The sequence below is a fragment of the Nocardioides hungaricus genome (assembly GCF_054782915.1).
This window is the reverse complement of record NZ_BAAGRO010000066.1, coordinates 84,750-106,623: the sequence shown is the minus strand read 5'-3', so window position 1 is coordinate 106,623 and position 21,874 is coordinate 84,750. Positions and strand designations below refer to the sequence as shown.

21 protein-coding genes are annotated in these 21,874 nt (G+C 73.8%); 14 read left to right on the top strand and 7 right to left on the bottom strand.

Annotated elements, in window-relative coordinates:
* The first annotated feature begins 6 nt into the window (after window positions 1–6).
* The 4 genes from ACYVKX_RS22705 to ACYVKX_RS22690 are packed head-to-tail and all read left to right on the top strand — an operon-like array spanning window position 7 to window position 4,332.
* Window positions 7–864, top strand: coding sequence for a hypothetical protein (locus tag ACYVKX_RS22705; RefSeq protein ID WP_460835975.1), 858 nt, complete (start codon window positions 7–9; stop codon window positions 862–864).
* A gap of 2 nt (window positions 865–866) precedes the next feature.
* A complete protein-coding gene (locus ACYVKX_RS22700; RefSeq protein ID WP_460835974.1) occupies window positions 867–1,940 on the top strand; it encodes an energy-coupling factor transporter transmembrane component T in 1,074 nt (357 codons plus the stop codon).
* Window positions 1,940–3,523 carry an ABC transporter ATP-binding protein gene (locus ACYVKX_RS22695; RefSeq protein WP_460835973.1) on the top strand — a complete coding sequence of 528 codons (1,584 nt, stop codon included), beginning with the start codon at window positions 1,940–1,942 and terminating at the stop codon, window positions 3,521–3,523. Before ACYVKX_RS22700 ends, ACYVKX_RS22695 begins: the two co-directional genes overlap by 1 nt.
* Window positions 3,520–4,332 carry an ECF transporter S component gene (locus tag ACYVKX_RS22690; protein WP_460835972.1) on the top strand — a complete coding sequence of 271 codons (813 nt, stop codon included), beginning with the start codon at window positions 3,520–3,522 and terminating at the stop codon, window positions 4,330–4,332. Before ACYVKX_RS22695 ends, ACYVKX_RS22690 begins: the two co-directional genes overlap by 4 nt.
* Here ACYVKX_RS22690 and ACYVKX_RS22685 read toward each other — a convergent pair.
* The 3 genes from ACYVKX_RS22685 to ACYVKX_RS22675 form a co-directional block, all read right to left on the bottom strand.
* Window positions 4,319–5,464 (bottom strand): PQQ-dependent sugar dehydrogenase, encoded by a 1,146-nt coding sequence (locus ACYVKX_RS22685; RefSeq protein WP_460835971.1) that lies wholly within the window; start codon window positions 5,462–5,464, stop codon window positions 4,319–4,321. The genes ACYVKX_RS22690 and ACYVKX_RS22685 overlap by 14 nt on opposite strands.
* Before the next feature lie 76 nt (window positions 5,465–5,540).
* Window positions 5,541–5,747, bottom strand: coding sequence for a hypothetical protein (locus ACYVKX_RS22680; protein WP_460835970.1), 207 nt, complete (start codon window positions 5,745–5,747; stop codon window positions 5,541–5,543).
* 176 nt (window positions 5,748–5,923) lie between these two features.
* Window positions 5,924–6,796: an EamA family transporter gene (locus ACYVKX_RS22675; protein ID WP_460835969.1), complete on the bottom strand. Its 873-nt coding sequence runs from the start codon at window positions 6,794–6,796 to the stop codon at window positions 5,924–5,926.
* 44 nt (window positions 6,797–6,840) lie between these two features.
* Between ACYVKX_RS22675 and ACYVKX_RS22670 the strand changes: the two genes are divergently transcribed.
* Window positions 6,841–7,953: a WD40/YVTN/BNR-like repeat-containing protein gene (locus ACYVKX_RS22670; protein ID WP_460835968.1), complete on the top strand. Its 1,113-nt coding sequence runs from the start codon at window positions 6,841–6,843 to the stop codon at window positions 7,951–7,953.
* A gap of 14 nt (window positions 7,954–7,967) precedes the next feature.
* Here ACYVKX_RS22670 and ACYVKX_RS22665 read toward each other — a convergent pair whose 3' ends face one another.
* Together ACYVKX_RS22665 and ACYVKX_RS22660 are read right to left on the bottom strand one after the other, a co-directional pair.
* Complete coding sequence (locus ACYVKX_RS22665; RefSeq protein ID WP_460836067.1) at window positions 7,968–10,514, bottom strand: glycoside hydrolase family 65 protein; 2,547 nt, start codon at window positions 10,512–10,514, stop codon at window positions 7,968–7,970.
* 26 nt (window positions 10,515–10,540) lie between these two features.
* Window positions 10,541–11,248 (bottom strand): HAD family hydrolase, encoded by a 708-nt coding sequence (locus ACYVKX_RS22660; RefSeq protein ID WP_460836066.1) that lies wholly within the window; start codon window positions 11,246–11,248, stop codon window positions 10,541–10,543.
* A gap of 192 nt (window positions 11,249–11,440) precedes the next feature.
* Here ACYVKX_RS22660 and ACYVKX_RS22655 point away from each other — a divergent pair, with 192 nt between their 5' ends.
* Genes ACYVKX_RS22655 through ilvD (ACYVKX_RS22645) form a run of 3 tightly spaced genes read left to right on the top strand, consistent with a single transcriptional unit; the run spans window position 11,441 to window position 13,809 of the window.
* Window positions 11,441–11,830: a hypothetical protein gene (locus ACYVKX_RS22655; RefSeq protein ID WP_460835967.1), complete on the top strand. Its 390-nt coding sequence runs from the start codon at window positions 11,441–11,443 to the stop codon at window positions 11,828–11,830.
* A gap of 4 nt (window positions 11,831–11,834) precedes the next feature.
* Window positions 11,835–12,083: a hypothetical protein gene (locus ACYVKX_RS22650; RefSeq protein WP_460835966.1), complete on the top strand. Its 249-nt coding sequence runs from the start codon at window positions 11,835–11,837 to the stop codon at window positions 12,081–12,083.
* Between the two features lie 31 nt (window positions 12,084–12,114).
* The gene (gene ilvD / locus ACYVKX_RS22645; protein ID WP_460835965.1) at window positions 12,115–13,809 is read left to right on the top strand and encodes a dihydroxy-acid dehydratase; all 1,695 of its coding nucleotides are present in this window, start codon (window positions 12,115–12,117) and stop codon (window positions 13,807–13,809) included.
* Between the two features lie 12 nt (window positions 13,810–13,821).
* Here the strand turns inward: ilvD (ACYVKX_RS22645) and ilvD (ACYVKX_RS22640) are convergent, their stop codons facing one another.
* Window positions 13,822–15,669, bottom strand: a complete 1,848-nt coding sequence (gene ilvD, locus ACYVKX_RS22640) for a dihydroxy-acid dehydratase (protein ID WP_460835964.1) — start codon at window positions 15,667–15,669, stop codon at window positions 13,822–13,824.
* A gap of 82 nt (window positions 15,670–15,751) precedes the next feature.
* Here ilvD (ACYVKX_RS22640) and ACYVKX_RS22635 point away from each other — a divergent pair, with 82 nt between their 5' ends.
* The 3 genes from ACYVKX_RS22635 (at window position 15,752) to ACYVKX_RS22625 (ending at window position 17,491) form a co-directional block, all read left to right on the top strand.
* On the top strand, window positions 15,752–16,744 hold the full coding sequence (locus ACYVKX_RS22635) for a hypothetical protein (protein ID WP_460835963.1): 993 nt from the start codon (window positions 15,752–15,754) through the stop codon (window positions 16,742–16,744).
* A 106-nt stretch (window positions 16,745–16,850) separates the two neighbouring features.
* Window positions 16,851–17,123, top strand: coding sequence for a hypothetical protein (locus ACYVKX_RS22630; protein WP_460835962.1), 273 nt, complete (start codon window positions 16,851–16,853; stop codon window positions 17,121–17,123).
* A complete protein-coding gene (locus tag ACYVKX_RS22625) occupies window positions 17,120–17,491 on the top strand; it encodes a PIN domain-containing protein (protein WP_460835961.1) in 372 nt (123 codons plus the stop codon). Before ACYVKX_RS22630 ends, ACYVKX_RS22625 begins: the two co-directional genes overlap by 4 nt.
* On the opposite strand, the gene ACYVKX_RS22620 is transcribed toward ACYVKX_RS22625, so the two are convergent.
* Entirely contained in the window at window positions 17,492–18,373 is an 882-nt protein-coding gene (locus tag ACYVKX_RS22620) for an aldose 1-epimerase family protein (RefSeq protein ID WP_460835960.1), read from the bottom strand.
* A 25-nt stretch (window positions 18,374–18,398) separates the two neighbouring features.
* Between ACYVKX_RS22620 and xylB the strand changes: the two genes are divergently transcribed.
* The 3 genes from xylB to ACYVKX_RS22605 all read left to right on the top strand — a co-directional run bounded on the left by xylB (window position 18,399) and on the right by ACYVKX_RS22605 (window position 21,761).
* Entirely contained in the window at window positions 18,399–19,796 is a 1,398-nt protein-coding gene (gene xylB / locus ACYVKX_RS22615; RefSeq protein WP_460835959.1) for a xylulokinase, read from the top strand.
* Window positions 19,793–20,992 (top strand): kynureninase, encoded by a 1,200-nt coding sequence (locus ACYVKX_RS22610; protein WP_460835957.1) that lies wholly within the window; start codon window positions 19,793–19,795, stop codon window positions 20,990–20,992. Before xylB ends, ACYVKX_RS22610 begins: the two co-directional genes overlap by 4 nt.
* A gap of 61 nt (window positions 20,993–21,053) precedes the next feature.
* Window positions 21,054–21,761, top strand: coding sequence for a GNAT family N-acetyltransferase (locus ACYVKX_RS22605; RefSeq protein ID WP_460835956.1), 708 nt, complete (start codon window positions 21,054–21,056; stop codon window positions 21,759–21,761).
* Window positions 21,762–21,874: the final 113 nt, after the last annotated feature.

Here is a 21,874-nt window from a genome sequence, read left to right as displayed (position 1 = left end):
CCGTTCGTGATCCGTCAGATCGCACGCGTCGCCGTCGCGGCCGGCCTGGCCGCGACGGCGTACGCCGCCGCGCCGGTCGCGCCCGCGAGCGCGGCCGCCTGCCCGACCGCCGCCGGGGTCACCGTCGTCGTCGACTTCGGCGAGCTCGGCGGGGGCGTGCAGTCCGGGTGCGTGCCGGACGGGGGCGGCGACCGGGCCAGCGCGCTGTTCCCGGCCGCCGGGTTCCCGCTGGACTACGTGCAGCGCCAGCCCGGCTTCGTGTGCCGGGTCTCCGGCAAGCCCGCGGACAGCCCCTGCGTGAACACCCCGCCCGCCGACGCGTACTGGGCGCTCTACTGGTCGGACGGGAAGTCCGGCTCGTGGACCTACGCGACCACGAGCGCCGGCGGCCTGTCGGTCCCCGAGGGCGGCTACGTCGGCTTCTCCTGGGTCGGCTCGTCCGACTCCTCGCCCCCTGGCGCGAGCCCGGCACCGCACCCGGACCCGACGCCGACCCAGTCGTCGACCCAGTCGCCGACCCAGACGCAGCAGCCCTCCTCGGCGCATCCCACGCGGCAGCCGACCGCGCAGCCCACGAAGGCGCCGAGCCAGCAGGCGCCGAGCAGCTCGGCCGCGCCGTCCGCGAGCGAGTCCGGGTCGGCGACGCCGCCGGCGAAGAGGTCGCGATCGGCCTCCGCGGAGCCGACCGCGGCCGGGTCGCCGTCGCCGAGCGAGACCGAGGCGTCCGCCGTACCCGCGTCCTCCGACCCGGCCGAACCCGAGGACGGCCTGCCCACCTGGATCGCGCCGGCCGTGGTCGTGGTGCTCTTCGGCGCCGCGGGCGCTGTCGCCGTGGTCCGGCGGCGCCGGTCGGGGGCGGCCTGAGCATGGCCCGGCTTCCACGCGATCTGCACCCGGTCGCCTGGTGGGTCTGGGCGCTGGGCCTGTGCGCCGCGGCGACCTTCACCACCAACCCGTTCGTGCTGCTGATGCTGGTCGGCGTCGCGGCGACCGTCGTGTCGCTGCGACGCTCGGAGCAGTCGTGGGGCCGGTCCTTCCGGCTCTACCTGTGGCTGGGCGGGTTCATCGTGGTGATGCGGCTGGGGTTCTGGATCGTGTTCGGGGGCTGGTCCGGCGGCCGGGTGCTGGTGGACCTGCCGAGCGTGCCGCTGCCGTCGTGGTTCGCGGGGGTCAGCCTGCTCGGGCCGCTGTACGCCGAGGCGCTGCTGTTCGCGCTGTACGACGGGATCCGGCTGGCGACGATCGTGGTCTGCGTCGGCGCGGCCAACTCGGTGGCGAACCCCAAGCGGCTGCTGCGCTCCATCCCGCCGGCGCTCTACGAGATCGGCACCGCCCTCGTGGTCGCGGTGACCGTGCTGCCGCAGTTCGCCGACAGTGCGCGGCGGGTGCGCGCCGCGCAGAGCCTGCGCGCCGGCGACACCCGCAGGGTGCGGCGGCTGCGCCGGTTCCTGGTGCCGGTCCTGGAGGACGCGCTCGAGCGCTCGCTCGCCCTGGCCGCCGGCATGGACACCCGCGGCTACGGCCGGGCGTCCGGGGCGACACCGGCGCAGCGGCGTACCACCGGGGCGCTGATGCTGGTCGGCCTCGGCGGCATCTGCGTCGGCACGTACGCCGTCCTCGACTCCACCGCGCCGCGCGTGCTCGCGCTGCCGATGCTCGCGCTCGGGCTCGCCGCCGCGGTCGCGGGGATGCTCAGCGCGGGCCGCCGGGTCGGGCGCAGCCGCTACCGCCCGGACCCGTGGCGCTGGCCGGAGTTCGCCGTCGTCGGCTCCGGGGTGCTCGCCGGCGTGCTCGGCTGGTGGCTCAGCCGCAGCCAGCCGGCGGTCGTCTACCCGGCGCTCGACGCGATGCCGACGATCAGCGCGGCCGCGCTGCTCATGGCCGTGGTCGCGCTCGCCGGCCCGCTGACCACCCCGATGCCCCGGCTGGCGGTGGCCTGATGCTCGAGCTGCGCGGCATCGCGTTCCGCTACGACGACGCCCCGGTGCTCGACGGCGTCGACCTCACGATCGACGAGGGCGAGCTGGTGCTCGTCTCCGGCCCGACCGGCGTCGGCAAGTCCACGCTGCTCGGCGTCGTCACCGGGCTGGTGCCGCGGTTCAGCGGCGGCACCCTCGACGGCGACGTGCTGCTCGACGGCGAGAGCGTCGTGCGCCGGCCGCCGCGCGAGCGCGCGCACGCGATCGGGTACGTCGGGCAGGACCCCGCCGCCGGGTTCGTCACCGACACCGTGGAGGAGGAGCTCGCCTACGGCATGGAGCAGCTCGGGCTCCCCGGCGACACCATGCGCCGCCGGGTCGAGGAGACCCTCGACCTGCTCGGCGTCGCCGACCTCCGCAGCCGCGACCTGCGCACGCTGTCGGGCGGACAGCAGCAGCGGGTCGCGATCGGCTCGGTGCTCACCATGCACCCGCGGCTGCTCGTGCTCGACGAGCCGACCTCCGCGCTCGACCCGACCGCGGCCGAGGAGGTGCTGGCCACGCTCACCCGGCTGGTGCACGACCTCGGCGTCTCGGTGCTGCTCGCCGAGCACCGGCTGGAGCGGGTGGTGCCGTTCGCGGACCGGATGTGCCTGCTGACCGGCGACGGCCGGATGCACGTGGGAGAGCCCGGCGAGCTGCTCGTCGACTCGCCCGTCGTACCCCCGATCGTGGAGCTCGGCCGCGCCGCCGGATGGGACCCGCTCCCGCTCAGCGTGCGCGACGCCCGCCGCCGGGCGCGCGGGCTGGCCGAGCGGCTGCGCCCGCCGGCGTACGAGGAGGAGCCGACGACGCCGGCCGTCGCGGTGCGTGGGCTGACGGTGGTGCACGGCCGCACGGTCGCGCTCCGCGAGGTCGACCTCGCGCTCGGTGCCGGCCGGGTGACCGCGCTGATGGGCCGCAACGGCGCCGGCAAGTCGTCGCTGATCTGGGCGCTCCAGGGCAGCGGCCGCCGGACCGGCGGCCGGGTGGACGTCGCCGGCGCCGACCCCGGCGAGCTCACGCCCGCGCGGCGCCGGGCGCTGATCGGGCTGGTGCCGCAGAACGCCGCCGACCTGCTCTACCTGGAGACCGTCGGCGAGGAGCTGGCGGCCGCCGACGGCGGCCCCGGCGCCGCGCGGGCGCTGCTCGACCGGCTGGTGCCCGGCATCGCCGACGACCACCACCCGCGCGACCTGTCCGAGGGCCAGCGGCTCGCGCTCGCCCTGGCGCTGGTGCTCGTCGCGCGGCCGCAGGTGCTGCTGCTCGACGAGCCGACCCGCGGCCTCGACTACGCCGCCAAGCAGGTGCTCGCCGGCACCCTGCGCGGGCTCGCGGCCGAGGGCCACGCGGTGCTGGTGGCGACCCACGACGTGGAGTTCGTCGCGCAGGCGGCCGACGACGTCGTCGTCCTCGCCGACGGCGACGTCGTCTCGTCCGGACCGGTGCGCCGGGTGGTCGCCGAGTCGCCGTCGTTCGCCCCGCAGGTCACCAAGGTGCTCGGCGCGCCGTGGCTGCGCGTCGACGAGGTCGCCACCCAGCTGGCCGCCCTGGATGCCTCGTGACCACCGCGGTCCGGGTCTCGCCGCGCTCGCTGGCCGTGCTGGCGCTCGCCTCGGTCGCCGGCCTGGCGATGCTCTGCTGGCCGCTGCTGCTCCGGGTGCAGGACACGGCCCGGGTCGACCCGCCGTTCCTCTTCCTCGGCCTGCTCCCGGTGGTGCTCGCCGTGGTGCTCGCCGAGCTCAACGAGAACGGCCTGGACCCCCGGGTGCTCGCGATCCTCGGCGTGCTCAGCGCCGTCAACGCGATCCTGCGCGGCGTCTCGCCCGGCACCGGCGGCGTCGAGCTGACCTTCTTCATGCTGGTCCTCGCCGGGCGGGTCTTCGGGCCGGGCTTCGGCTTCGTGCTCGGCTGCACCTCGCTGTTCGCCTCGGCCCTGCTGACCGCCGGCGTCGGGCCCTGGCTGCCCTACCAGATGCTCTGCGCCGCCTGGGTCGGCATGGGCGCCGGCCTGCTGCCGCGCCGGGTGACCGGCAGGCGCGAGATCGCGCTGCTGGCGGCGTACGGCGTGCTCTCGGCGTACCTCTTCGGACTGCTCATGAACCTCTCTGGCTGGCCCTTCCTCGCGGGCATCGTGGTGCCCGGGCACGAGGGCTCGCTCGCGTACGTCGCCGGCGCGCCCGTGTGGGAGAACCTGCGCACGTTCCTGCTCTACACGCTGCTGACGTCGACCGGCTGGGACACCATGCGCGCGCTCACCAACGCCGTCGCGATCGCGCTGCTCGGGCCGGCCGTGCTGACCACGCTGCGCCGGGCCTCGCGGCGGGCGACCGTGACCGGGAGCGTCACCGGGAGCGGCGTCACGGGTCGATGAGCAGGATCCGGTCGTCGCCCTCGCGGGGGTCGCCGCGACCGTCGCGGTTGCTCGTGCTCACCCAGAGGTTGCCGTCCGGGGCGACCACGACGGTGCGCATCCGGCCGTACCTGCCGACGAAGAAGTCGACCGGGTTGCTCGCGCGGGCGCCGTTCACGTCCACCCGCCACAGCCGCTCGCCCCTCAGCGAGGCGAGCCAGAGCCGCCCGTCGAGGAAGGCCAGCCCGGACGGCGACGCCTCGTCGGTCGACCAGACGACCTGCGGGTTGGTCAGGCCCGTGCCCTTGCCGCGGCCCTCGACCATCGGCCAGCCGTAGTTCCGCCCCTTCTGGATCAGGTTGAGCTCATCGAAGGCGTCGGCGCCGAACTCCGAGGCCCAGAGCCGGCCGCCGTCGTCGAAGGCGAGGCCCTGGACGTTGCGGTGCCCGTAGGACCAGACCGGCGAGTCGAACGGGTTGCCGGGCGCCGGCTCGCCGTCGGTGGTGATCCGCAGGATCTTGCCGGCGGTCGTCCCCTTGTCCTGGGAGAGGTCCGGCTGGCCGGTCTCGCCGGTCGAGGCGTAGAGGTACCCGTCGGGGCCGAACGCCAGCCGGCCGCCGTCGTGGATCTGCCCGTTCGGGATGCCGGTGAGGATCCACCGCATCTCGCCGAGCCGGCCGTCCTCGAGCCGCGCCCTCCCGATCCGGTTGTCGCTCGCCGTGCTCACGTAGAAGAACAGCGTCCGGTCGCGGTCGAAGTCGGGGGAGACAGCGACCCCGAGCAGGCCCGCCTCGCCGCCCTGGTCGCCGAGGGGGACGGCCGCGTCGACCGTGCCGATCTGGCGCACGCCGTACGACGGCGCGGTGAGCAGCAGCACCCGGGTGGTGTCGCGCTCGGTGACGACGGCGTCGCCGTTCGGGAGGAAGCCGATGCCCCAGGGCACGGCCAGCCCGGTCGCGATCGTGTCGACGACCTTCGGCGGGGTCTTGTCGCCCTTCGGGCTGTCGCCGCCGGTCGGCTCCGACGGCTCGGTCGTGGGGGTGTCGGTCGGCTGGGGTGTGGCCGTGACGGTGTCGGGCTTGGCAGCCGGGTCGTCGCTGCAGGCGGTGAGCAGGGCGGCACCGACCAGCACGGCCGTCACGAGGGCTCGCATGCGGCGACTCTACGCGGGGACCCTACGGGTATGAGCCCACCGGGCGGGACCGGGAGAGGCGGGCCGCCCGGTGGGCTCAGCCGTGCGCTGCGTGCCCTGCGACCTGCGGCACCGGAGCCTCGCGCAGGGCGGCGAGGAACTCCTCCACCTCGTCGAGCTCCGCACGCCGTTGGGCGAGAGCGGTCGAGGCGATCATGGCGTTGCGGCGGGCTCCCAGTTGGGAGTCGACCGGCCAACGGCGTACGGCGTCGATGCGACGGCGGAGCAGGTGCGGGACGTACATGGGGGGCTCCCGAGGGGGTGTGCGACGTGCGATCCAACCTAGGCAGGGACCGCTTCGCCGCGGTCAACGTCGTGTGACGGTTCCGTGAACTCGCCATCTCCCGTCGAGACACCCCAAACGGCCCTGAATCGGCCCGCCGGAGGGCCGTTCCGGGTGTCTCGACGAGAAACGAGGGGTCAGTCCGGCGCCGGTGCCACGGTCCGGGCCGACCGGGTGGCGCCGACGGAGGCGATCACGACGAGGGCGATCGCGAGCCACTGCCGGCCGGTGAGGATCTCGCCGAGGACGAGGATGCCGGCGAGGGCGGCCGCGGCGGGCTCGAGGCTCATCAGGATCGAGAAGACCGAGGGGCGCAGGGAGCGGAGGGCCACCAGCTCGAAGGAGTAGGGGACCACCGACGAGAGCAGCCCGACCGCCGCGCCGATGAGGAGGATCCGCGGGTCGAGCAGGTCGGACCCGCCCGTGGCCACAGCACCCGGCGCCAGTAGGAGCGCGGCCACCACGGAGGCCACGGCGAGGCCGTCGAACCCCGGCCAGCGACGTCCGGTGGAGGCGCTGAGCAGGATGTACGCCGCCCAGCAGGCTCCGGCGGTCAGCGCGAACAGCACCCCCGCGACGTCGAGCGACCCACCGCCGGACCAGCCGAGCACCACGACACCGAGCCCGGCGAGGACGACCCACAGCAGGTCGCGGGCGCGGCGGGAGCCGAGGACGGCGAGGGAGAGCGGCCCGAGGAACTCCAGGGTCACCGCGATGCCGAGCGGGATCCGCGCGAACGCCTGGTAGAACGACCAGTTCATGATGCCGAGCGAGGCGCCGAACGCGAGGACGACGTACCAGTCCTGCCGCGACCGCGCCCGCAGCACCGGCCGGGCCACCAGCACCAGCACGACGGCACTCGTGGCGAGTCGCAGCAGGACCAGCGTGGTCGGTGAGACCTCGTCGAAGATCGACTTCGCGAGCCCGGCCCCGAACTGCACCGACAGGATCCCGGCCAGCACCAGCCACACGGGAGGGATCAGTGCGAGCGATGACTTCCGGGCGGACACCGGGTCAGGGTAGAAGAGAGGCGAGGACGAACAGGGAGGCAGCCATGTCCGACACGACGCTGATGATGGTCGGGACCCGCAAGGGACTCTGGCTGGGCACCTCCGACGAGGCGCGCGAGGAGTGGGAGTTCACCGGTCCGCACTTCGACATGGAGAAGGTGTACTCCTGCCTCGTCGACAAGCGCGGCACCGAGTCAGGAGGTACGCCGCGGCTGCTGGCCGGGGCCTCGTCACCCTGGCTCGGGCCGCAGGTCCGCCGCTCCGACGACCTCGGCGCGAGCTGGCAGGAGACGCCGAACGGCGCGGTGCGGTTCCCCGACGGCACTGACGCGAAGGTCGAGCGGATCTGGCAGCTGGTGCCCGGCTGCGCGGAGGGCGTCGTGTACGCCGGCACCGAGCCGGCCGCGGTCTGGCGCTCGACCGACCGGGGCGAGACGTTCGCGCTGGAGCAGGCGCTGTGGGACCACCCTCACCGGGCCGACTGGGGTGCCGGCTTTGGCGGCCAGGCGTTCCACACGATCCTCCCGCACCCCACCGACCCGCTGAAGGTGACCGCCGCGCTCAGCAGCGGCGGCGTCTACCAGACCGACGACGGTGGGCAGAGCTGGACGGCGCGCAACCACGGGATCAGGGCGGAGTTCCTCCCCGAGGGGCAGCAGTACCCCGAGTTCGGCCAGTGCGTCCACAAGATCACCCGCCACCCGTCGCGGCCGGAGCGGCTCTTCCTCCAGAACCACGGCGGCGTCTACCGCTCCGACGACGAGGGCGTCACCTGGACCTCGATCGCCGACGGCCTGCCGGCGGACTTCGGCTTCCCGATCGTGGTCCACCCGCACGAGCCGGACACCGTCTACGTGTTCCCGCTCGGCGGCAGCGGCGGCCGCTACCCGCCCGAGGCCCGGGCCCGGGTGTGGCGGTCGAGGAACGCCGGCGACACGTGGGAGGAGCTGGGTGGACAGCGGGGCGACGGCCTGCCCGACGAGTTCTACGTCGCCGTCATGCGCGACGCGATGTGCGCCGACGACCACGAGCGCACCGGGCTCTACTTCGGCGCCCGCAACGGTGCGGTGTGGGGCTCTGCCGACGAGGGCGCCACCTGGCGCCAGGTGATCACGGACCTGCCCGATGTGATGTGCGTGCGGGCGGCGGCGGTCTGACGGCTCGGTCCCCGCTAGGACTGCGGGACGTGCGGCCCGAGCGGGGGCGGGTCGGGGAGCGGGACCGCCGGCAGCTCGACGGTGCCCTCGCCCTCCTCGTGGAAGTGGATCGGCTCGGGTACGCCGGCGGTGATGGTGCTGCCGTCGGCGCGCCGCCCGCCGACGATCGGCCGGTCGCCGAGCCGGCCGTCGATGCGGTCGCCCTGGTCGGGGAGCGGTACCGACACCGGGGCGTCGGGCCGCACGACGTACGCCGCACCGCGGACCGTGACGGGCACCTCGCCGTCGCCGGCGTCGACCGTGAGGACGAGCCGCTCCTCGGTGAGCTCGACCAGCAGGCGGGTGCCGCGCCAGCAGAGCCGGTAGCGCAGCCCGTCCCAGGTGGCCGGCAGCCGCGGGTCGAGGCTGAGCTCGCCGCCGTGGTCGCGCATGCCGCCGAAGCCGTAGGCCAGGGCGCTCCAGACGCCGCCGGCCGAGGCGACGTGCAGGCCGTCGACGGTGTTGCCGTGCAGGTTCATCAGGTCGACGTAGAGCGCGTGGTGGAAGTAGTCGAGCGCGACCTCGTGGTAGCCGACCTCGGCCGCGATCACCGACTGCACGACCGCCGACAGCGTCGAGTCGCCGGTGGTGATCGGGTCGTAGTACTCGAAGTCGGCGCGCTTCTCCTCGCGGGTGAACCGATCGCCCTGGAGGAACAGCGCCAGCACGACGTCGGCCTGCTTGAGCACCTGGAACCGGTAGATCACCAGCGGGTGGTAGTGCAGCATCAGCGGCCGCAGCTCGTCGGGCGTCCGGGAGAGGTCCCACACCTCGCGGTCGAGGAAGTAGTCGTCCTGCGGGTGGATGCCCAGGCCCTCGTCGTACGGGATCGCCATGCCGTCCGCGCAGCGCCGCCACTCCTCGACCTCGTCCTCGCCGAGCCCGAGCCGGGCGACCATCCGGCGGTGCTCCTCGGGGTGCTCGTCGCGCAGGAGCTCCACGGCGCAGACGGCCTGCTCGAGGTTGAAGCGGGCCATCACGTTCGTGAACAGGTTGTTGTTGACGACGGTCGTGTACTCGTCGGGCCCGGTGACGCCGTGGATGTGGAACGACGGGTCGCCGTTGCTGCGCCAGAACCCGAGGTCGGCCCACATCCGCGCGGTCTCCACGAGGATGTCGATGCCCTCGCGGACCAGGAAGCCGTCGTCGCCGGTGGCGCGGACGTACTTCATCAGCGCATAGGCGACGTCGGCGTCGATGTGCACCTGCGCGGAGCCGGCGGCGTAGTAGGCCGAGGCCTCCTCGCCGTTGATCGTGCGCCACGGGAACATCGCGCCGCTCTGCGCCAGCTCCCGCGCGCGCTCGCGCGCCGCCGGCAGCATCATCGAGCGGAAGTGCAGCGCGTTCCGCGCGACCTCGGGCTGGGTGTAGCTGAGGAACGGGTTCACGTAGATCTCGGTGTCCCAGAAGTAGTGGCCCTCGTAGCCCGATCCGGTCACGCCCTTCGCCGGTACGCCGAGGCCGTCGGTGCGTCCGGTGGCCTGGGCCAGGCTGAACAGGTTGTAGCGCACGGCCTGCTGCACCGCGACGTGCTCGGGGGAGTCTCCCTCGATCTCGACGTCGGCGGCCGCCCAGAAGTCGGCGTACCAGGCGCGCTGGTCCGCCAGGTAGTGGTCGACCCCCTGGCGGCGCGCGCGGTCCAGGGTGCGGTCGCAGCGGTCGGCGAGCTCGCGGGCCGGTACGCCGCGGGAGGTGTGGTAGGCGACCGTCTTGGTCAGCCGCAGCGGGTTGCCTCGAGTGGTGTCGACGCGGTAGACGGTCTTGGCGTGGTCGTCGTCGCCGCGCACGACCACCTCGTGCACGTCGGGCGTCTCGAGGACGTGGTCCGCCGCGACGGTGAGCGTCATGCCCGAGTGCGCGCACTGGTAGCCGAGCATCAGCCGGTCCTCGGTGGCGCTGCTGATCCGGGGGAGCAGCACCCGGTCGGTGAACCGGGCGGCCTTGCGCGGGTCCATGCCCTGCGCCTGCTGGGGCATGCGGTACTCGTCCATGCCGTCCTGGCGGTTCAGGATCTGCGAGGACACCACGATCGGGGCGTCGCCGGTGAGCACCTCGATCTCCAGCGTCATCACCGCGAGGTGGCGCTGGGTCATCGAGACCATCCGGGTGGAGTCGATGCGCACCCGCTTGCCCGACGGCGTGCGCCAGACCAGGTTGCGCCGCAGCACGCCGTCGCGGAAGTCCAGACGCCGCTCGTAGTGCTCGAGGTCGGAGGTGCCGAAGGTCAGCGGCTCGTCGTCGACGTAGATCTTGAGCAGCGTGGTGTCGGGCGCGTTGACAATGGTCTGGCCGGTGCGGGCGAAGCCGAACGCCGCCTCGGCGTGGCGGATCGGCCAGGTCTCGTGGAAGCCGTTGACGAACGTGCCGTGGGCGTACGCCGGCCGCCCCTCCTCCGGGGTCCCGCGCATGCCGAGGTAGCCGTTGCCGACGGCGAACAGCGTCTCGGTCACGCCGAGGTCGCCGGGCTGGTAGCCGATCTCCTCCAGCGCCCACGGGTTGACCGGGAACCGGCCCCGGTGCATCGGGTCCGGCCCGACCCGCGGCGCGTTCACGCGGCCGCCCCGGGCACCAGCTCGGCGAGGTCGGCGACCACGATCCCGGCGCCGGCCGCGCGCAGCGCCTCCTCGCCGGCGCCGCGGTCGACCCCGACGACCAGCCCGAAGTCACCGGCCCTCCCGGCGCGTACGCCGGACACCGCGTCCTCGAGCACGACGGAGCCGGCCGCCGTGCTGCCGAGCACCTCCGCGGCGTGCAGGAACGTGTCCGGCGCGGGCTTGCCGGCCAGCCCGAGCTCGCGGGCGACGTCGCCGCTGACGACCGTCTCGAACCGGTCGAGCAGGCCGGCCGCCGTCAGCACCGCCGGGGCGTTCGCCGACGACGACACCACGGCCAGCGGCGTACCCAGCTCGCGGAGGTGGTCGAGCAGCCGCACCGAGCCGGGGTACGCCTCGACGCCGTCGCGCTCGAGCACCGCGTTGAAGGCGTCGTTCTTGCGGTCGCCGAGTTCCATAACCAGGTCCTCGGTCGCCGGGATGCCGCGCGAGGCGAGGAGGTCGCGCACCCCGTCGTACCGCGGCTTGCCGTCGACGTGGGCGTAGTAGTCCGCGTCGGTGTACGGCGAGGCGTCCCCGCCGCCCCGCCAGGAGGTGAGGAACTCGTTGAACATCTCCGACCACGCGCGCATGTGCACGACCGCCGTCGGCGTGATCACGCCGTCGAGGTCGAAGAGGACGGCGTCGTACTGACTCCAGGTCACGGGGGTCGAGTTGACGGAGGCCCGGTTCACGGTCACGGCACCAGGCTAGGGGCCGGGGACGGGCGACTCGTGGAGCCCGGCCGGGAGGGCGCGATCCGCAGATCGGCCTGCTCGGCCGAGTTGTGATCTCAACTGTGATTCAGACTGTGCTCTTCACTGGTTTCTGATCGACGACGGTGCCATCATGGAGGCATGAGCACCACGATCGCGCGCGGTGATCTCCGCGCCCACCAGGACTCGATTCGACTGCCCGTCGGCGAGGTGGTGGGCCTGCTGCGCGATCTTCTCGGTGCGCGACTCGTCGCCTACGTGGGCTCGGTGAAGGAGACGCGTGCGGTCCGGCAGTGGGCGGATGGCGATCGCGAGCCTTCGGCCCAGGTCGTTCGGCGACTGCGAACGGCGTACCACGCGGCGGCGCTGATCCGGGAGAAGGACAGTGCGGCGGTCGTGCAGTCGTGGTTCCAGGGCATGAACCCGCGGCTGGGTGACGTCGCCCCGGCGCGGCTGCTGCGAGAGGGCGACCTCGACGAGGTCGGCCCCGCGGTGCTTGCGGCGGCCCGCGCGTTCGCGGCAGAGGGCTGACCGCGTGCCGATGCTGACGATCGCCGAGCCCGTCGGGCTCGAGGTCTGGCGCGTCGGGCGCCGGCTCGACCCGTGGGAGTGGGTCGGCTGGGAGTGGGCCACCGACGGACGTTTCGGCGGGCGCTGGGATGACCGCGACGGGAGCTTCCGGACCCCGCACGTCGAGAGCCTCGCCAACGTTGCCCTCTCGCCCGATCACCCCGACGTGATCACGGCCCTGGAGATGCTCGGCCTCAGGTGGCGCGGGCGGTAGCCGGCGGCGCCCGGCCGTCTACTCTTGGCGCATGACCGAGCCCGGGCACGTCCCCGACATCAAGCCCCGCTCGCGCGACGTGACCGACGGCCTGGAGCGGGCGGCCGCCCGCGGCATGCTCCGCGCGGTGGGCATGGGCGACGAGGACTGGGAGAAGCCGCAGATCGGCGTCGCGTCGAGCTGGAACGAGATCACCCCGTGCAACCTCTCGCTGCAGCGGCTGGCGCAGGCGGTGAAGAACGGCGTGCACGCGGCCGGCGGCTACCCGCTGGAGTTCGGCACGATCTCGGTCTCCGACGGCATCGCGATGGGCCACGAGGGCATGCACTTCTCGCTGGTCTCCCGCGAGGTCATCGCGGACTCGGTCGAGACCGTGATGATGGCCGAGCGGCTGGACGGCTCGGTGCTGCTGGCCGGCTGCGACAAGTCGCTGCCCGGCATGCTGATGGCCGCCGCGCGGCTCGACCTGTCCAGCGTCTTCCTCTACGCCGGCTCGATCATGCCGGGCAACGTGGACGGCCGCGACGTGACGATCATCGACGCCTTCGAGGCCGTCGGCGCCTGCCTGGCCGGGAAGATCACCCGCGACGAGGTCGACCGGATCGAGCGGGCGATCTGTCCGGGGGAGGGCGCCTGCGGCGGCATGTACACCGCCAACACGATGGCCGCGGTCGCCGAGGCGATCGGCATGTCGCTACCGGGCTCGGCCGCGCCGCCGGCGGTCGACCGCCGCCGCGACGGCTTCGCGCACCGCTCGGGCGAGGCGGTCGTGAACCTGCTCCGCCACGGCGTCACCGCCCGCCAGATCATGACCAGGGAGGCGTTCGAGAACGCCATCACGGTCGTGATGGCGCTCGGCGGCTCGACCAACGCCGTACTGCACCTGCTCGCCATGGCGCGGGAGGCCGACGTCGACCTGACCATCGACGACTTCAACCGGATCGGCGACAAGGTGCCGCACCTCGCGGACCTCAAGCCGTTCGGGCGCTACGTCATGAACGACGTCGACAGGATCGGCGGCATCCCGGTCGTGATGAAGGCGCTGCTCGACGCGGGCCTGATGCACGGCGACTGCCTGACCGTGACCGGGCGGACGATGGCCGAGAACCTCGCCGAGTTGTCGCCACCGGACCTCGACGGCGACGTGATCCGCAGGCTGGACCGCCCGATCCACGCGACCGGCGGCCTGACCATCCTCAAGGGCTCGCTGGCGCCTGAGGGCGCGGTCGTGAAGACCGCCGGCTTCGACGACTCGGTCTTCACCGGCACCGCCCGTGTCTTCGACGGCGAGCGTGCCGCGATGGACGCGCTCGAGCGCGGCGAGATCGCGCCCCGCGACGTCGTGGTGATCCGCTACGAAGGCCCCAAGGGCGGCCCCGGCATGCGCGAGATGCTTGCGATCACCGGCGCGATCAAGGGCGCCGGCCTCGGCAAGGACGTCCTGCTGATCACCGACGGCCGTTTCTCCGGCGGTACGACGGGCCTGTGCGTCGGCCACATCGCGCCCGAGGCCGTCGACGCCGGTCCGATCGCGTTCCTGCGCGACGGCGACACCATCACCCTCGACGTCGCCAACCGGCTGCTCGAGGTCGAGGGCGCCGACGACCCCGAGTGGGAGCAGCGGAAGGTCGGCTGGGAGCCACTGCCGCCGAAGTACACCCGCGGCGTGCTCGGCAAGTACGCCAAGATCGTGCAGTCAGCCGCGCACGGCGCGATCACGAGCTGACGGCCCCGCGGGTCAGTCCGGCACGCGCCGGTAGGCGCCGTCGGAGGCCGCGGTGGCCATTGAGGCGTAGGCGCGCAGCGCCGCCGAGACCACCCGGTCGCGGTCGAGGGGGGTGAAGGGGCGCTCGCGCTTCTCCTGGGCGGCCCGGCGCTGGTCGAGCACCAGCGGGTCGACGTCGAGGACGATCGAGCGGCCCGGGATGTCGATCGAGATCACGTCGCCGTCCTCGACGAGCGCGATCACCCCGCCGCCGGCGGCCTCCGGGGACACGTGGCCGATCGAGAGCCCCGACGTACCACCGGAGAACCGGCCGTCGGTGACGAGGGCGCACTGCTGGCCCAGCCCCTTGCCCTTGAGGAAGGAGGTGGGGTAGAGCATCTCCTGCATGCCCGGGCCGCCCTTCGGGCCCTCGTAGCGGATGACCACGACGTCGCCGGCCCGCACCCGGCCGCCCAGGATGCCCTGGACGGCGTCGTCCTGGCTCTCGAAGACGATCGCCGGGCCGCTGAAGCTCCAGATCTCCTCCGGCACGCCTGCGGTCTTCACCACGCAGCCGTCCTCGGCGAGGTTGCCCCTGAGGATCGCCAGGCCGCCGTCGCGGGTGTAGGCGTGCTCGACGTCGCGGATGCAGCCCTCGGCGGCGTCGGTGTCGAGCGAGCCCCACCGGTTGGAGGTCGAGAACGCCTCCGTGGTCCGTACGCCGCCGGGCGCGGCGTGGAAGAGCTCGATCGCGGTCTCGCTCGCCCGGCCGCCCCGCACGTCCCACGCGTCGAGCCACGCGGTCAGCGACGCGGAGTGGACCGCGTGGACGCCGGTGTTGAGCATCCCGCCCCGGTTGAGCTCGCCCAGGATGGCCGGGATGCCGCCGGCCCGGTGGACGTCCTCCATGTGGTACTCGGGCGTGTTGGGCGCGACCTTGGCCAGGCAGGGCACCCGCCGAGACACCGCGTCGACGTCGTCGACGGAGAAGGTCATCCCGGCCTCCCGCGCGGCCGCCAGCAGGTGCAGCACGGTGTTGGTCGAGCCACCCATCGCGACGTCGAGCGCGAAGGCGTTCTCGAACGCCTCGTGGGTGGCGATGCTGCGGGGGAGCACCGACTCGTCGTCGTCCTCGTAGTAGCGCTTCGCGAGGTCGACGACGAGCCGCCCCGCCTCCTCGAAGAGTGCGCGCCGCGAGCTGTGCGTGGCCAGCGTGGACCCGTTGCCGGGCAGCGAGAGGCCGATCGCCTCGGTCAGGCAGTTCATCGAGTTGGCGGTGAACATGCCCGAGCAGGAGCCGCAGGTGGGGCAGGCCGAGCGCTCCACGATGTCGAGCTGCTCGTCGCTCACGGTGTCGTCGACCGCGAGGACCATGGCGTCGACGAGGTCCAGCTTGGCGTGCACGACGCCCTCGACCGCCTGGGTCTTGCCGGCCTCCATCGGACCGCCGGAGACGAACACCACCGGGACGTTCAGCCGCAGCGCGGCCATCAGCATGCCGGGGGTGATCTTGTCGCAGTTGGAGATGCAGACCAGCGCGTCCGCGCAGTGCGCGTTGACCATGTACTCGACCGCGTCGGCGATCAGCTCGCGGCTGGGTAGCGAGTAGAGCATGCCGCCGTGCCCCATCGCGATCCCGTCGTCGACGGCGATGGTGTTGAACTCCTTCGCGACGCCGCCGGCCGCGGCGACCTGCTCGGCCACGATCCTGCCGAGGTCGCGCAGGTGCACATGCCCGGGCACGAACTCGGTGAACGAGTTGGCGATGGCGACGATCGGCTTGCCGAAGTCGGAGTCGGTCATGCCGGTCGCGCGCCACAGGGCGCGCGCGCCGGCCATGTTGCGTCCCGAGGTGGAGGTCGCGGAGCGGAGGGTCGGCATGGCCGCAAGGGTATGCCGGGGCACGCGGTGACGGGGCCGGGTGCGATAGTCGTGAGACCGCCGAACGACCCCGGAGAGACGCATGCCCGACCACCGGCCCGGCAGCCGAGGCCCGATCCTCCTCGCGCTGCTCGCGATCGTCGGACTGCTGGTCGTCGCCTGGCGCGTCGACGAGCCGCGGTACGCCGGCTCCGCGGACCCGCTGGGCGAACCCTCCCCGCCCGGGCCGTCGGCGAGCGCTGAGCCGGATCCCTCTCCCGGACCGTCGACGGACCCGCCGGCCGACCCGGTCCCGTTGCCCGGCGGCGGCACGAGAGTCTTCGCCGGCAACCGGATGCTGATCGCCTACTACGGCACCGGCCAGACCGCGTCGATGGGCGTGCTCGGCGAGAGCCCGCCGGACGTCATGGACCGGCGGCTGCGCCGGGCCGCGGCGCCGTTCCGCCGCCCCGGTCAGCCGATCCGCCGCGTCTACGAGCTGATCGTCACCATCGCCGACGGCAGCCCCGGACCGGACGGCGACTACAGCCACGACATCCCGCGCGAGGTCGTCCGGACCTACCTCCGCGCGGCGCGCCGCAACGGCGCCCTGCTGCTGCTCGACATCCAGCCCGGCCGCTCCGGCTTCGCCGAGGTCGCGCAGCGCTGGGCCTGGGCGCTGCGCGACCCGTGGGTCGGGCTGGCGCTCGACCCGGAGTGGCGGATGGGCCCGCGCCAGGTCCCGGGCCGCGCGATCGGGCAGGTGCGCGCCGCCGAGGTCAACCGCACGTCGGCCTGGCTGTCCCGGCTGACCCGCGAGGAGGGTCTGCCGGAGAAGCTCTTCCTCATGCACCAGTTCCGCACCGACATGATCCCGGACATCGACCGGGTGCGCGACCGCCCCGGGCTGGCCATGGTGCAGCACGCCGACGGGTTCGGTACGCCGCGGCAGAAGCGGGCGACGTACCACGCGATCGCGCGGCCGGGCCGGTTCACGATGGGCTTCAAGCTGTTCTACGACGAGGACGTGAACCGGATGGGCCCGCGCGAGGTGCGCGCGCTGCGGCCGCGGGTGCGGTTCGTCAGCTTCCAGTAGCCGGATCATCCACAGGGACCGCCGACGCGGTGGCGCGCGACGCGGCGATCGGGAAGGCTCGGCACACGCCCCGAAGCCTCCCACCCGGAGTAGTACCGTGAAGACCATGCCACGAGGGAAGACCTCGCCGAAGGCGGCGATCGCCGTCGACCCCGACGTCTACGCGCGCGTCGTCGAGGACGCCGGACGCCAGGGAGTCAGCGTCTCCGCGTGGCTGACCGAGGCAGCCCGTAGGACGCTGAAGATCCAGCAGGGTCTCGCCGCGGTGGCTCAGTTCGAGGCCGAGAACGGCGCCTTCACCGACGAGGAGCTCGACGCGGCGCGTCGGCGCGTCGAGGAAGCCCGACTGCGGCAGCGCGGCCAGCCCAAGTCCCCATGACCGTGTTCTACGACGCCGGCGTCCTGATCGCTGCCGACCGGGGAGATCCCGAGGTCTGGGCCGAGCACCGCGCCTGGCTGACAGACGACGTCCTTCCGGTCACGACGGCCCCGGTGGTCGCCCAGGTGAGCCGGTCGTCTCGGCAGGCGAGGCTGCGGATGTTCCTGGGCGGCTGCGAGGTCGTCCCGTTCGCGCCCGAGGAGGCGCACGCCGTCGGCTCGCTCCTCGGTCGCGCCGGAACCTCGGACGTCGTGGACGCCCATCTGGTGCACCTGGGGGTGGGCGCGGACCTCGTCACCTCCGACCCGGATGACCTGGGAGTCCTTGCTGACCAGGTGTCGCCGCGTCCGAACGTGCGATCAATCTGATCAGCTTCCAGTGATCGTGTAGCGCAGCCGGTGCGTCTCGCCGGGCTCGAGCACCACCAGGTCCGTGCCGGTGCGCAGCGCGTCCGGCGGACAGCTCATCGGCTCCAGCGCGAGCGCCCGCCGGGGCGGGTCGTGGGTGTCGCAGGTGAACGCGTGCAGCCACCGGCAGCCCTCGCCGAGGGTCAGCGTGATCGCCCGGTCCCCGCCGCGGACCTCGACGATCTCGGAGGAGAGCTCGCCGAACGGGTGGTCGAGCACCAGGTCGCCGACCGTCCGCCCCGCGCGGAGGTCGTACGCCGTGCCGCCCACCGGCTGCGGGGCGCCGGGCAGTCCCCGGTCGTCCGTCGGGCACCAGACGGCGGCGGGCAGGGTCAGCTCGAGCTCGTCGGCCGGGAGCCCGAGGGTGAGGTAGGGGTGATGGCCGGAGCCGTACGGCGCCGGCCGGTCGCCGGCGTTGGTGCCGGACAGCGTGACCGTCAGCCCGGCGTCGGTGAGGCGGTACTCGACCTCGAGGTCGAGCGCGAACGGGTAGCTGGTCCGCGGCACCAGCGCGTGCCGCAGCACCGCCCGGGTCGCGTCGGGGTGGCGCACGTCCCAGTGCTCCCAGCCGACCAGGCCGTGCAGCGCGTTGCCGCGCGCGGGCTCGGTGAGGGCGAGCTGGAAGGTCTCGCCGGCGAAGTCGTAGCGGCCGTCGCCGACCCGGTTCGGCCAGGGCTGCAGCACCCAGCCGCGGTACTCGGGGCAGACCTCCCCGGCCGGCCACCCGGCCACCAGGTCGCGTCCGCGGTGGGTCAGGCGGCGGAGCGCGGCGCCCACGGCGACCACCTCGGCGGCGTACTCGGCGCGCTCGAGGACGAGGACGTGTCCGGACGGGTCGCGCATGCGCTCACCCTGACACAATCCGGGCATGTCTCTCGTCGCGGGGATCGACTCCTCGACCCAGTCCTGCAAGGTCGTCGTCTGCGACGCGGAGACCGGTGAGCTGGTGCGCTCCGGCAGCGCGCCGCACCCCGAGGGCACCGAGGTGCACCCCGACCACTGGTGGGACGCGCTCCAGCAGGCGGCCGCGGCGGCCGGCGGCCTCGACGACGTCGCGGCGATCGCGGTCGGCGGGCAGCAGCACGGCATGGTCTGCCTCGACGAGGCCGGCGCGGTCGTCCGCCCGGCGCTGCTCTGGAACGACACCCGCTCCGCGCGGGCAGCAGCCGACCTGACCGACGACCTCGGCGGCCCGCAGGCGTGGGTGGATGCAGTGGGGCTGGTGCCGGTGGCGTCGTTCACGGTCACCAAGCTGCGCTGGCTGCGCGACCACGAGCCGGAGAGCGCCGCCCGCACCGCGGCTGTCTGCCTGCCACACGACTGGCTGACGTGGCGGCTCTCCGGCGCCGCGTCCCTGGACACGCTCGTCACCGACCGTGGCGACGCGAGCGGCACCGGCTACTGGTCGCCGGCGACGGGGGAGTACCGCCGCGACCTGCTGACCCTCGGGCTCGGCCACGACGTCGTACTGCCGCGGGTGGCTGGGCCGTCGGAGGTCGCCGCGCGCACGCCGGCCGGGCAGGCGCTCGGCGCCGGCACCGGCGACAACGCCGCCGCCGCGCTCGGCCTCGGCGCCGTCGCCGGCGACGTCGTCCTCTCCATCGGTACGTCGGGCGTCGCCTGCGCCGTCGCCGAGGAGCCGGTCGGCGACGCGACCGGCGCGGTCGCCGGCTTCGCGGACGCGACCGGCCGCTTCCTCCCGCTGGTCGCCACCCTCAACGCCGCCCGCGTGCTCGACGCCACGACCCGGCTGCTCGGCGTCTCCCACGAGGAGCTCTCCGAGCTCGCGCTCTCCGCCCCGGCCGGCGCCGGCGGGCTGGTGCTGGTGCCCTACCTCGAGGGCGAGCGCACGCCCAACAGGCCCGACGCCACCGGCGCGATCCACGGGCTGCGGCTGGAGACCGCGACCCCGCCGTACCTCGCCCGCGCGGCGGTCGAGGGCATGCTCTGCGGCCTCGCCGACGGCCTCGACGCGGTGCGCGCGCTGGGCACACCGGTCGAGCGCGTGGTGATGGTCGGCGGCGCCGCCCGCTCGCGTGCGGTCCGCGAGATCGCCTCCGCCGTGCTCGGGCTGCCGGTCGCCGTGCCGCGGCCGGGGGAGTACGTCGCCCGCGGCGCCGCCCGCCAGGCCGCCTGGGCCCTCGCCGGCACGCCGGAGCCGCCGGAGTGGCCGCTGGAGGACGTCGTGGAGACCTCGGTCGAGCCGACGCCGGCCGTGCGCGAGCGGTACGCGTCGGTGCGCGACCTGACGGCGGTACGGCCGTGACCGATCCGCTCGCGTCGTACCGCGACCGCTTCGTCGGCGCCTCCTCGGACCTCGTCTACTTCGACGGCAACTCCCTCGGGCGGCCGTTGAAGGTGACCGGTCCGCGGCTGGCCCGGTTCGTCGAGGAGGAGTGGGGCGGCCGGCTGATCCGCGGCTGGGACGAGCGCTGGCTGGAGCTGCCGCAGCGCATCGGCGACGACCTCGGCCGGGTCGTGCTCGGTGCGGCGCCCGGGCAGACGACGATCGGCGACTCGACGACCGTGCTGCTCTACAAGCTGATGCGCGCGGCCGTCGCCGCGCGGCCGGGCCGCACCGAGATCGTGATCGACCGCGACAACTTCCCGACCGACCGGTACGTCGCCGACGGCGTCGCCCGCGAGTGTGGGCTGACGCTGCGGTGGATCGACGTGGACCCTGCCCTGGGGGTGACCGCCCCGCTGTTGTCGGCGGCCGTCTCCGACGCGACCGCCCTCGTCGTGCTGTCGCACGTCGCCTACCGCTCGGCGTACCTCGCCGACCTGCCCGAGCTCACCCGGATCGCCCACGACGCCGGGGCTGTCGTCCTCTGGGACCTGTGCCACTCGGCCGGCGCGGTGCCGCTGTCGCTGGACGAGGCGGGCGTCGACCTGGCGGTCGGCTGCACCTACAAGTACCTCAACGGCGGGCCGGGCGCGCCGGCCTTCTGCTACGTCGCCGCCCCGCACCTCGGCGAGCTGACCCAGCCGATCCAGGGGTGGCTCGGCTCCGTCGACCCGTTCCTCATGGGGCCGGCCTACGCGCCGGCGCCGGGCATCCGCCGCTTCGTCTCGGGTACGCCGCCGATCCTCGGCATGCTGGCGATCCAGGACATGGTGGCGCTCGTCGACGAGGTGGGCATGCCGGCGGTGCGCGCGAAGTCGATCGCGCTCACGTCGTACGCCATCGAGCTCGCCGACTCGCTGCTGGTCGACCGCGGCGTGGCGGTCGCGACCCCGCGCGACCCGGACCGCCGCGGCGGGCATGTGACGCTCCACCACCCCCTGATGCGCGAGGTGATCGCGGCGCTGTGGGAGCGGGACGTGATCCCCGACTACCGCGACCCGGGCGGCCTGCGGATCGGGCTGTCGCCGCTGTCGACGTCCTTCGAGGAGGTCGCTCGCGGGCTCGAGATCGTCCGCGACGTCCTCGACGGGCTCGGCGTGGGGTCACGCACCTGAGGTATCTGTCGTGATTCTTGGACACGACGGATGCGTCAGGTACGACGGCTAGGGTCGCGCCGTGCCCGAGACCAACGCCTTCGACCAGCCGGTCGGCGACCTCGTCTCGGACTGGAGCCCGCGGCCGTGGCCGGCACCGGTCCGGCTGGAGGGGCGGTACGTCGTGCTCGAGCCGCTCGCCGTCGCCCATGCCGAGGCGCTGCACGCCGCGCTCTGCGGCCCCGACGACCGGCCGCTGTGGACCTACCGCCCGACCGAGCCGCCGGGCGACGTACCCGCGATGGAGGCGTTGATCCGGGAGCACCTCGAGGCCCCGGGGCTGGAGACCTTCGCCCTCGTGCCCGCGGGCCGGCAGGTCCAGGGCATCGCGTCGTTCACGCGGATCGAGCCCGCGCACGGCCAGGTCGAGATCGCCGGTGTCCTCTACTCGCGCGCGCTCCAGCGCACCCGGGCGGCGACCGAGGCGATCCACCTGACCATGCGATACGCGTTCGACACGCTCGGCTACCGCCGCTTCGAGTGGAAGTGCGACGCGCTCAACGAGCCGTCGCGGCGGGCGGCCGCGCGGCTGGGACTCCGCTACGAGGGCCGGTTCCGCAACCACATGGTCACCAAGGGCCGCAACCGCGACACCGACTGGTTCTCGGTCACGGCCGAGGAGTGGCCGGCCGTCCGCGCCACCCACGAGGCCTGGCTCGACCCCGCGAACTTCGACGCCGACGGTCTGCAACGGGTGTCGCTCGGTGCGCTGACCGCGGGCTCGGCGTAGCTCCGGGACCGGGTTTGCCCAGGGGTTGTCGGCCTCTCCTGGCGGTTGTCAGGGGTTGCAACGGCCGACAACGTCAGGGATCCCCGGTCAGCCGGGGATCCCAACCCCTCACC

Bases quoted from the DNA above. Each gene is read 5' to 3' on its own strand.
- ACYVKX_RS22700 (WP_460835974.1), top strand. From the start codon at position 867: ATGGCCCGGCTTCCACGCGATCTGCACCCGGTCGCCTGGTGGGTCTGG.
- ACYVKX_RS22695 (WP_460835973.1), top strand. From the start codon at position 1,940: ATGCTCGAGCTGCGCGGCATCGCGTTCCGCTACGACGACGCCCCGGTG.
- ACYVKX_RS22685 (WP_460835971.1), bottom strand. From the start codon at position 5,464: ATGCGAGCCCTCGTGACGGCCGTGCTGGTCGGTGCCGCCCTGCTCACC.
- ACYVKX_RS22680 (WP_460835970.1), bottom strand. From the start codon at position 5,747: ATGTACGTCCCGCACCTGCTCCGCCGTCGCATCGACGCCGTACGCCGT.
- ACYVKX_RS22670 (WP_460835968.1), top strand. From the start codon at position 6,841: ATGTCCGACACGACGCTGATGATGGTCGGGACCCGCAAGGGACTCTGG.
- ACYVKX_RS22665 (WP_460836067.1), bottom strand. From the start codon at position 10,514: ATGCACCGGGGCCGGTTCCCGGTCAACCCGTGGGCGCTGGAGGAGATC.
- ACYVKX_RS22655 (WP_460835967.1), top strand. From the start codon at position 11,441: ATGAGCACCACGATCGCGCGCGGTGATCTCCGCGCCCACCAGGACTCG.
- ilvD (WP_460835965.1), top strand. From the start codon at position 12,115: ATGACCGAGCCCGGGCACGTCCCCGACATCAAGCCCCGCTCGCGCGAC.
- ilvD (WP_460835964.1), bottom strand. From the start codon at position 15,669: ATGCCGACCCTCCGCTCCGCGACCTCCACCTCGGGACGCAACATGGCC.
- ACYVKX_RS22635 (WP_460835963.1), top strand. From the start codon at position 15,752: ATGCCCGACCACCGGCCCGGCAGCCGAGGCCCGATCCTCCTCGCGCTG.
- ACYVKX_RS22630 (WP_460835962.1), top strand. From the start codon at position 16,851: ATGCCACGAGGGAAGACCTCGCCGAAGGCGGCGATCGCCGTCGACCCC.
- ACYVKX_RS22625 (WP_460835961.1), top strand. From the start codon at position 17,120: ATGACCGTGTTCTACGACGCCGGCGTCCTGATCGCTGCCGACCGGGGA.
- ACYVKX_RS22620 (WP_460835960.1), bottom strand. From the start codon at position 18,373: ATGCGCGACCCGTCCGGACACGTCCTCGTCCTCGAGCGCGCCGAGTAC.
- xylB (WP_460835959.1), top strand. From the start codon at position 18,399: ATGTCTCTCGTCGCGGGGATCGACTCCTCGACCCAGTCCTGCAAGGTC.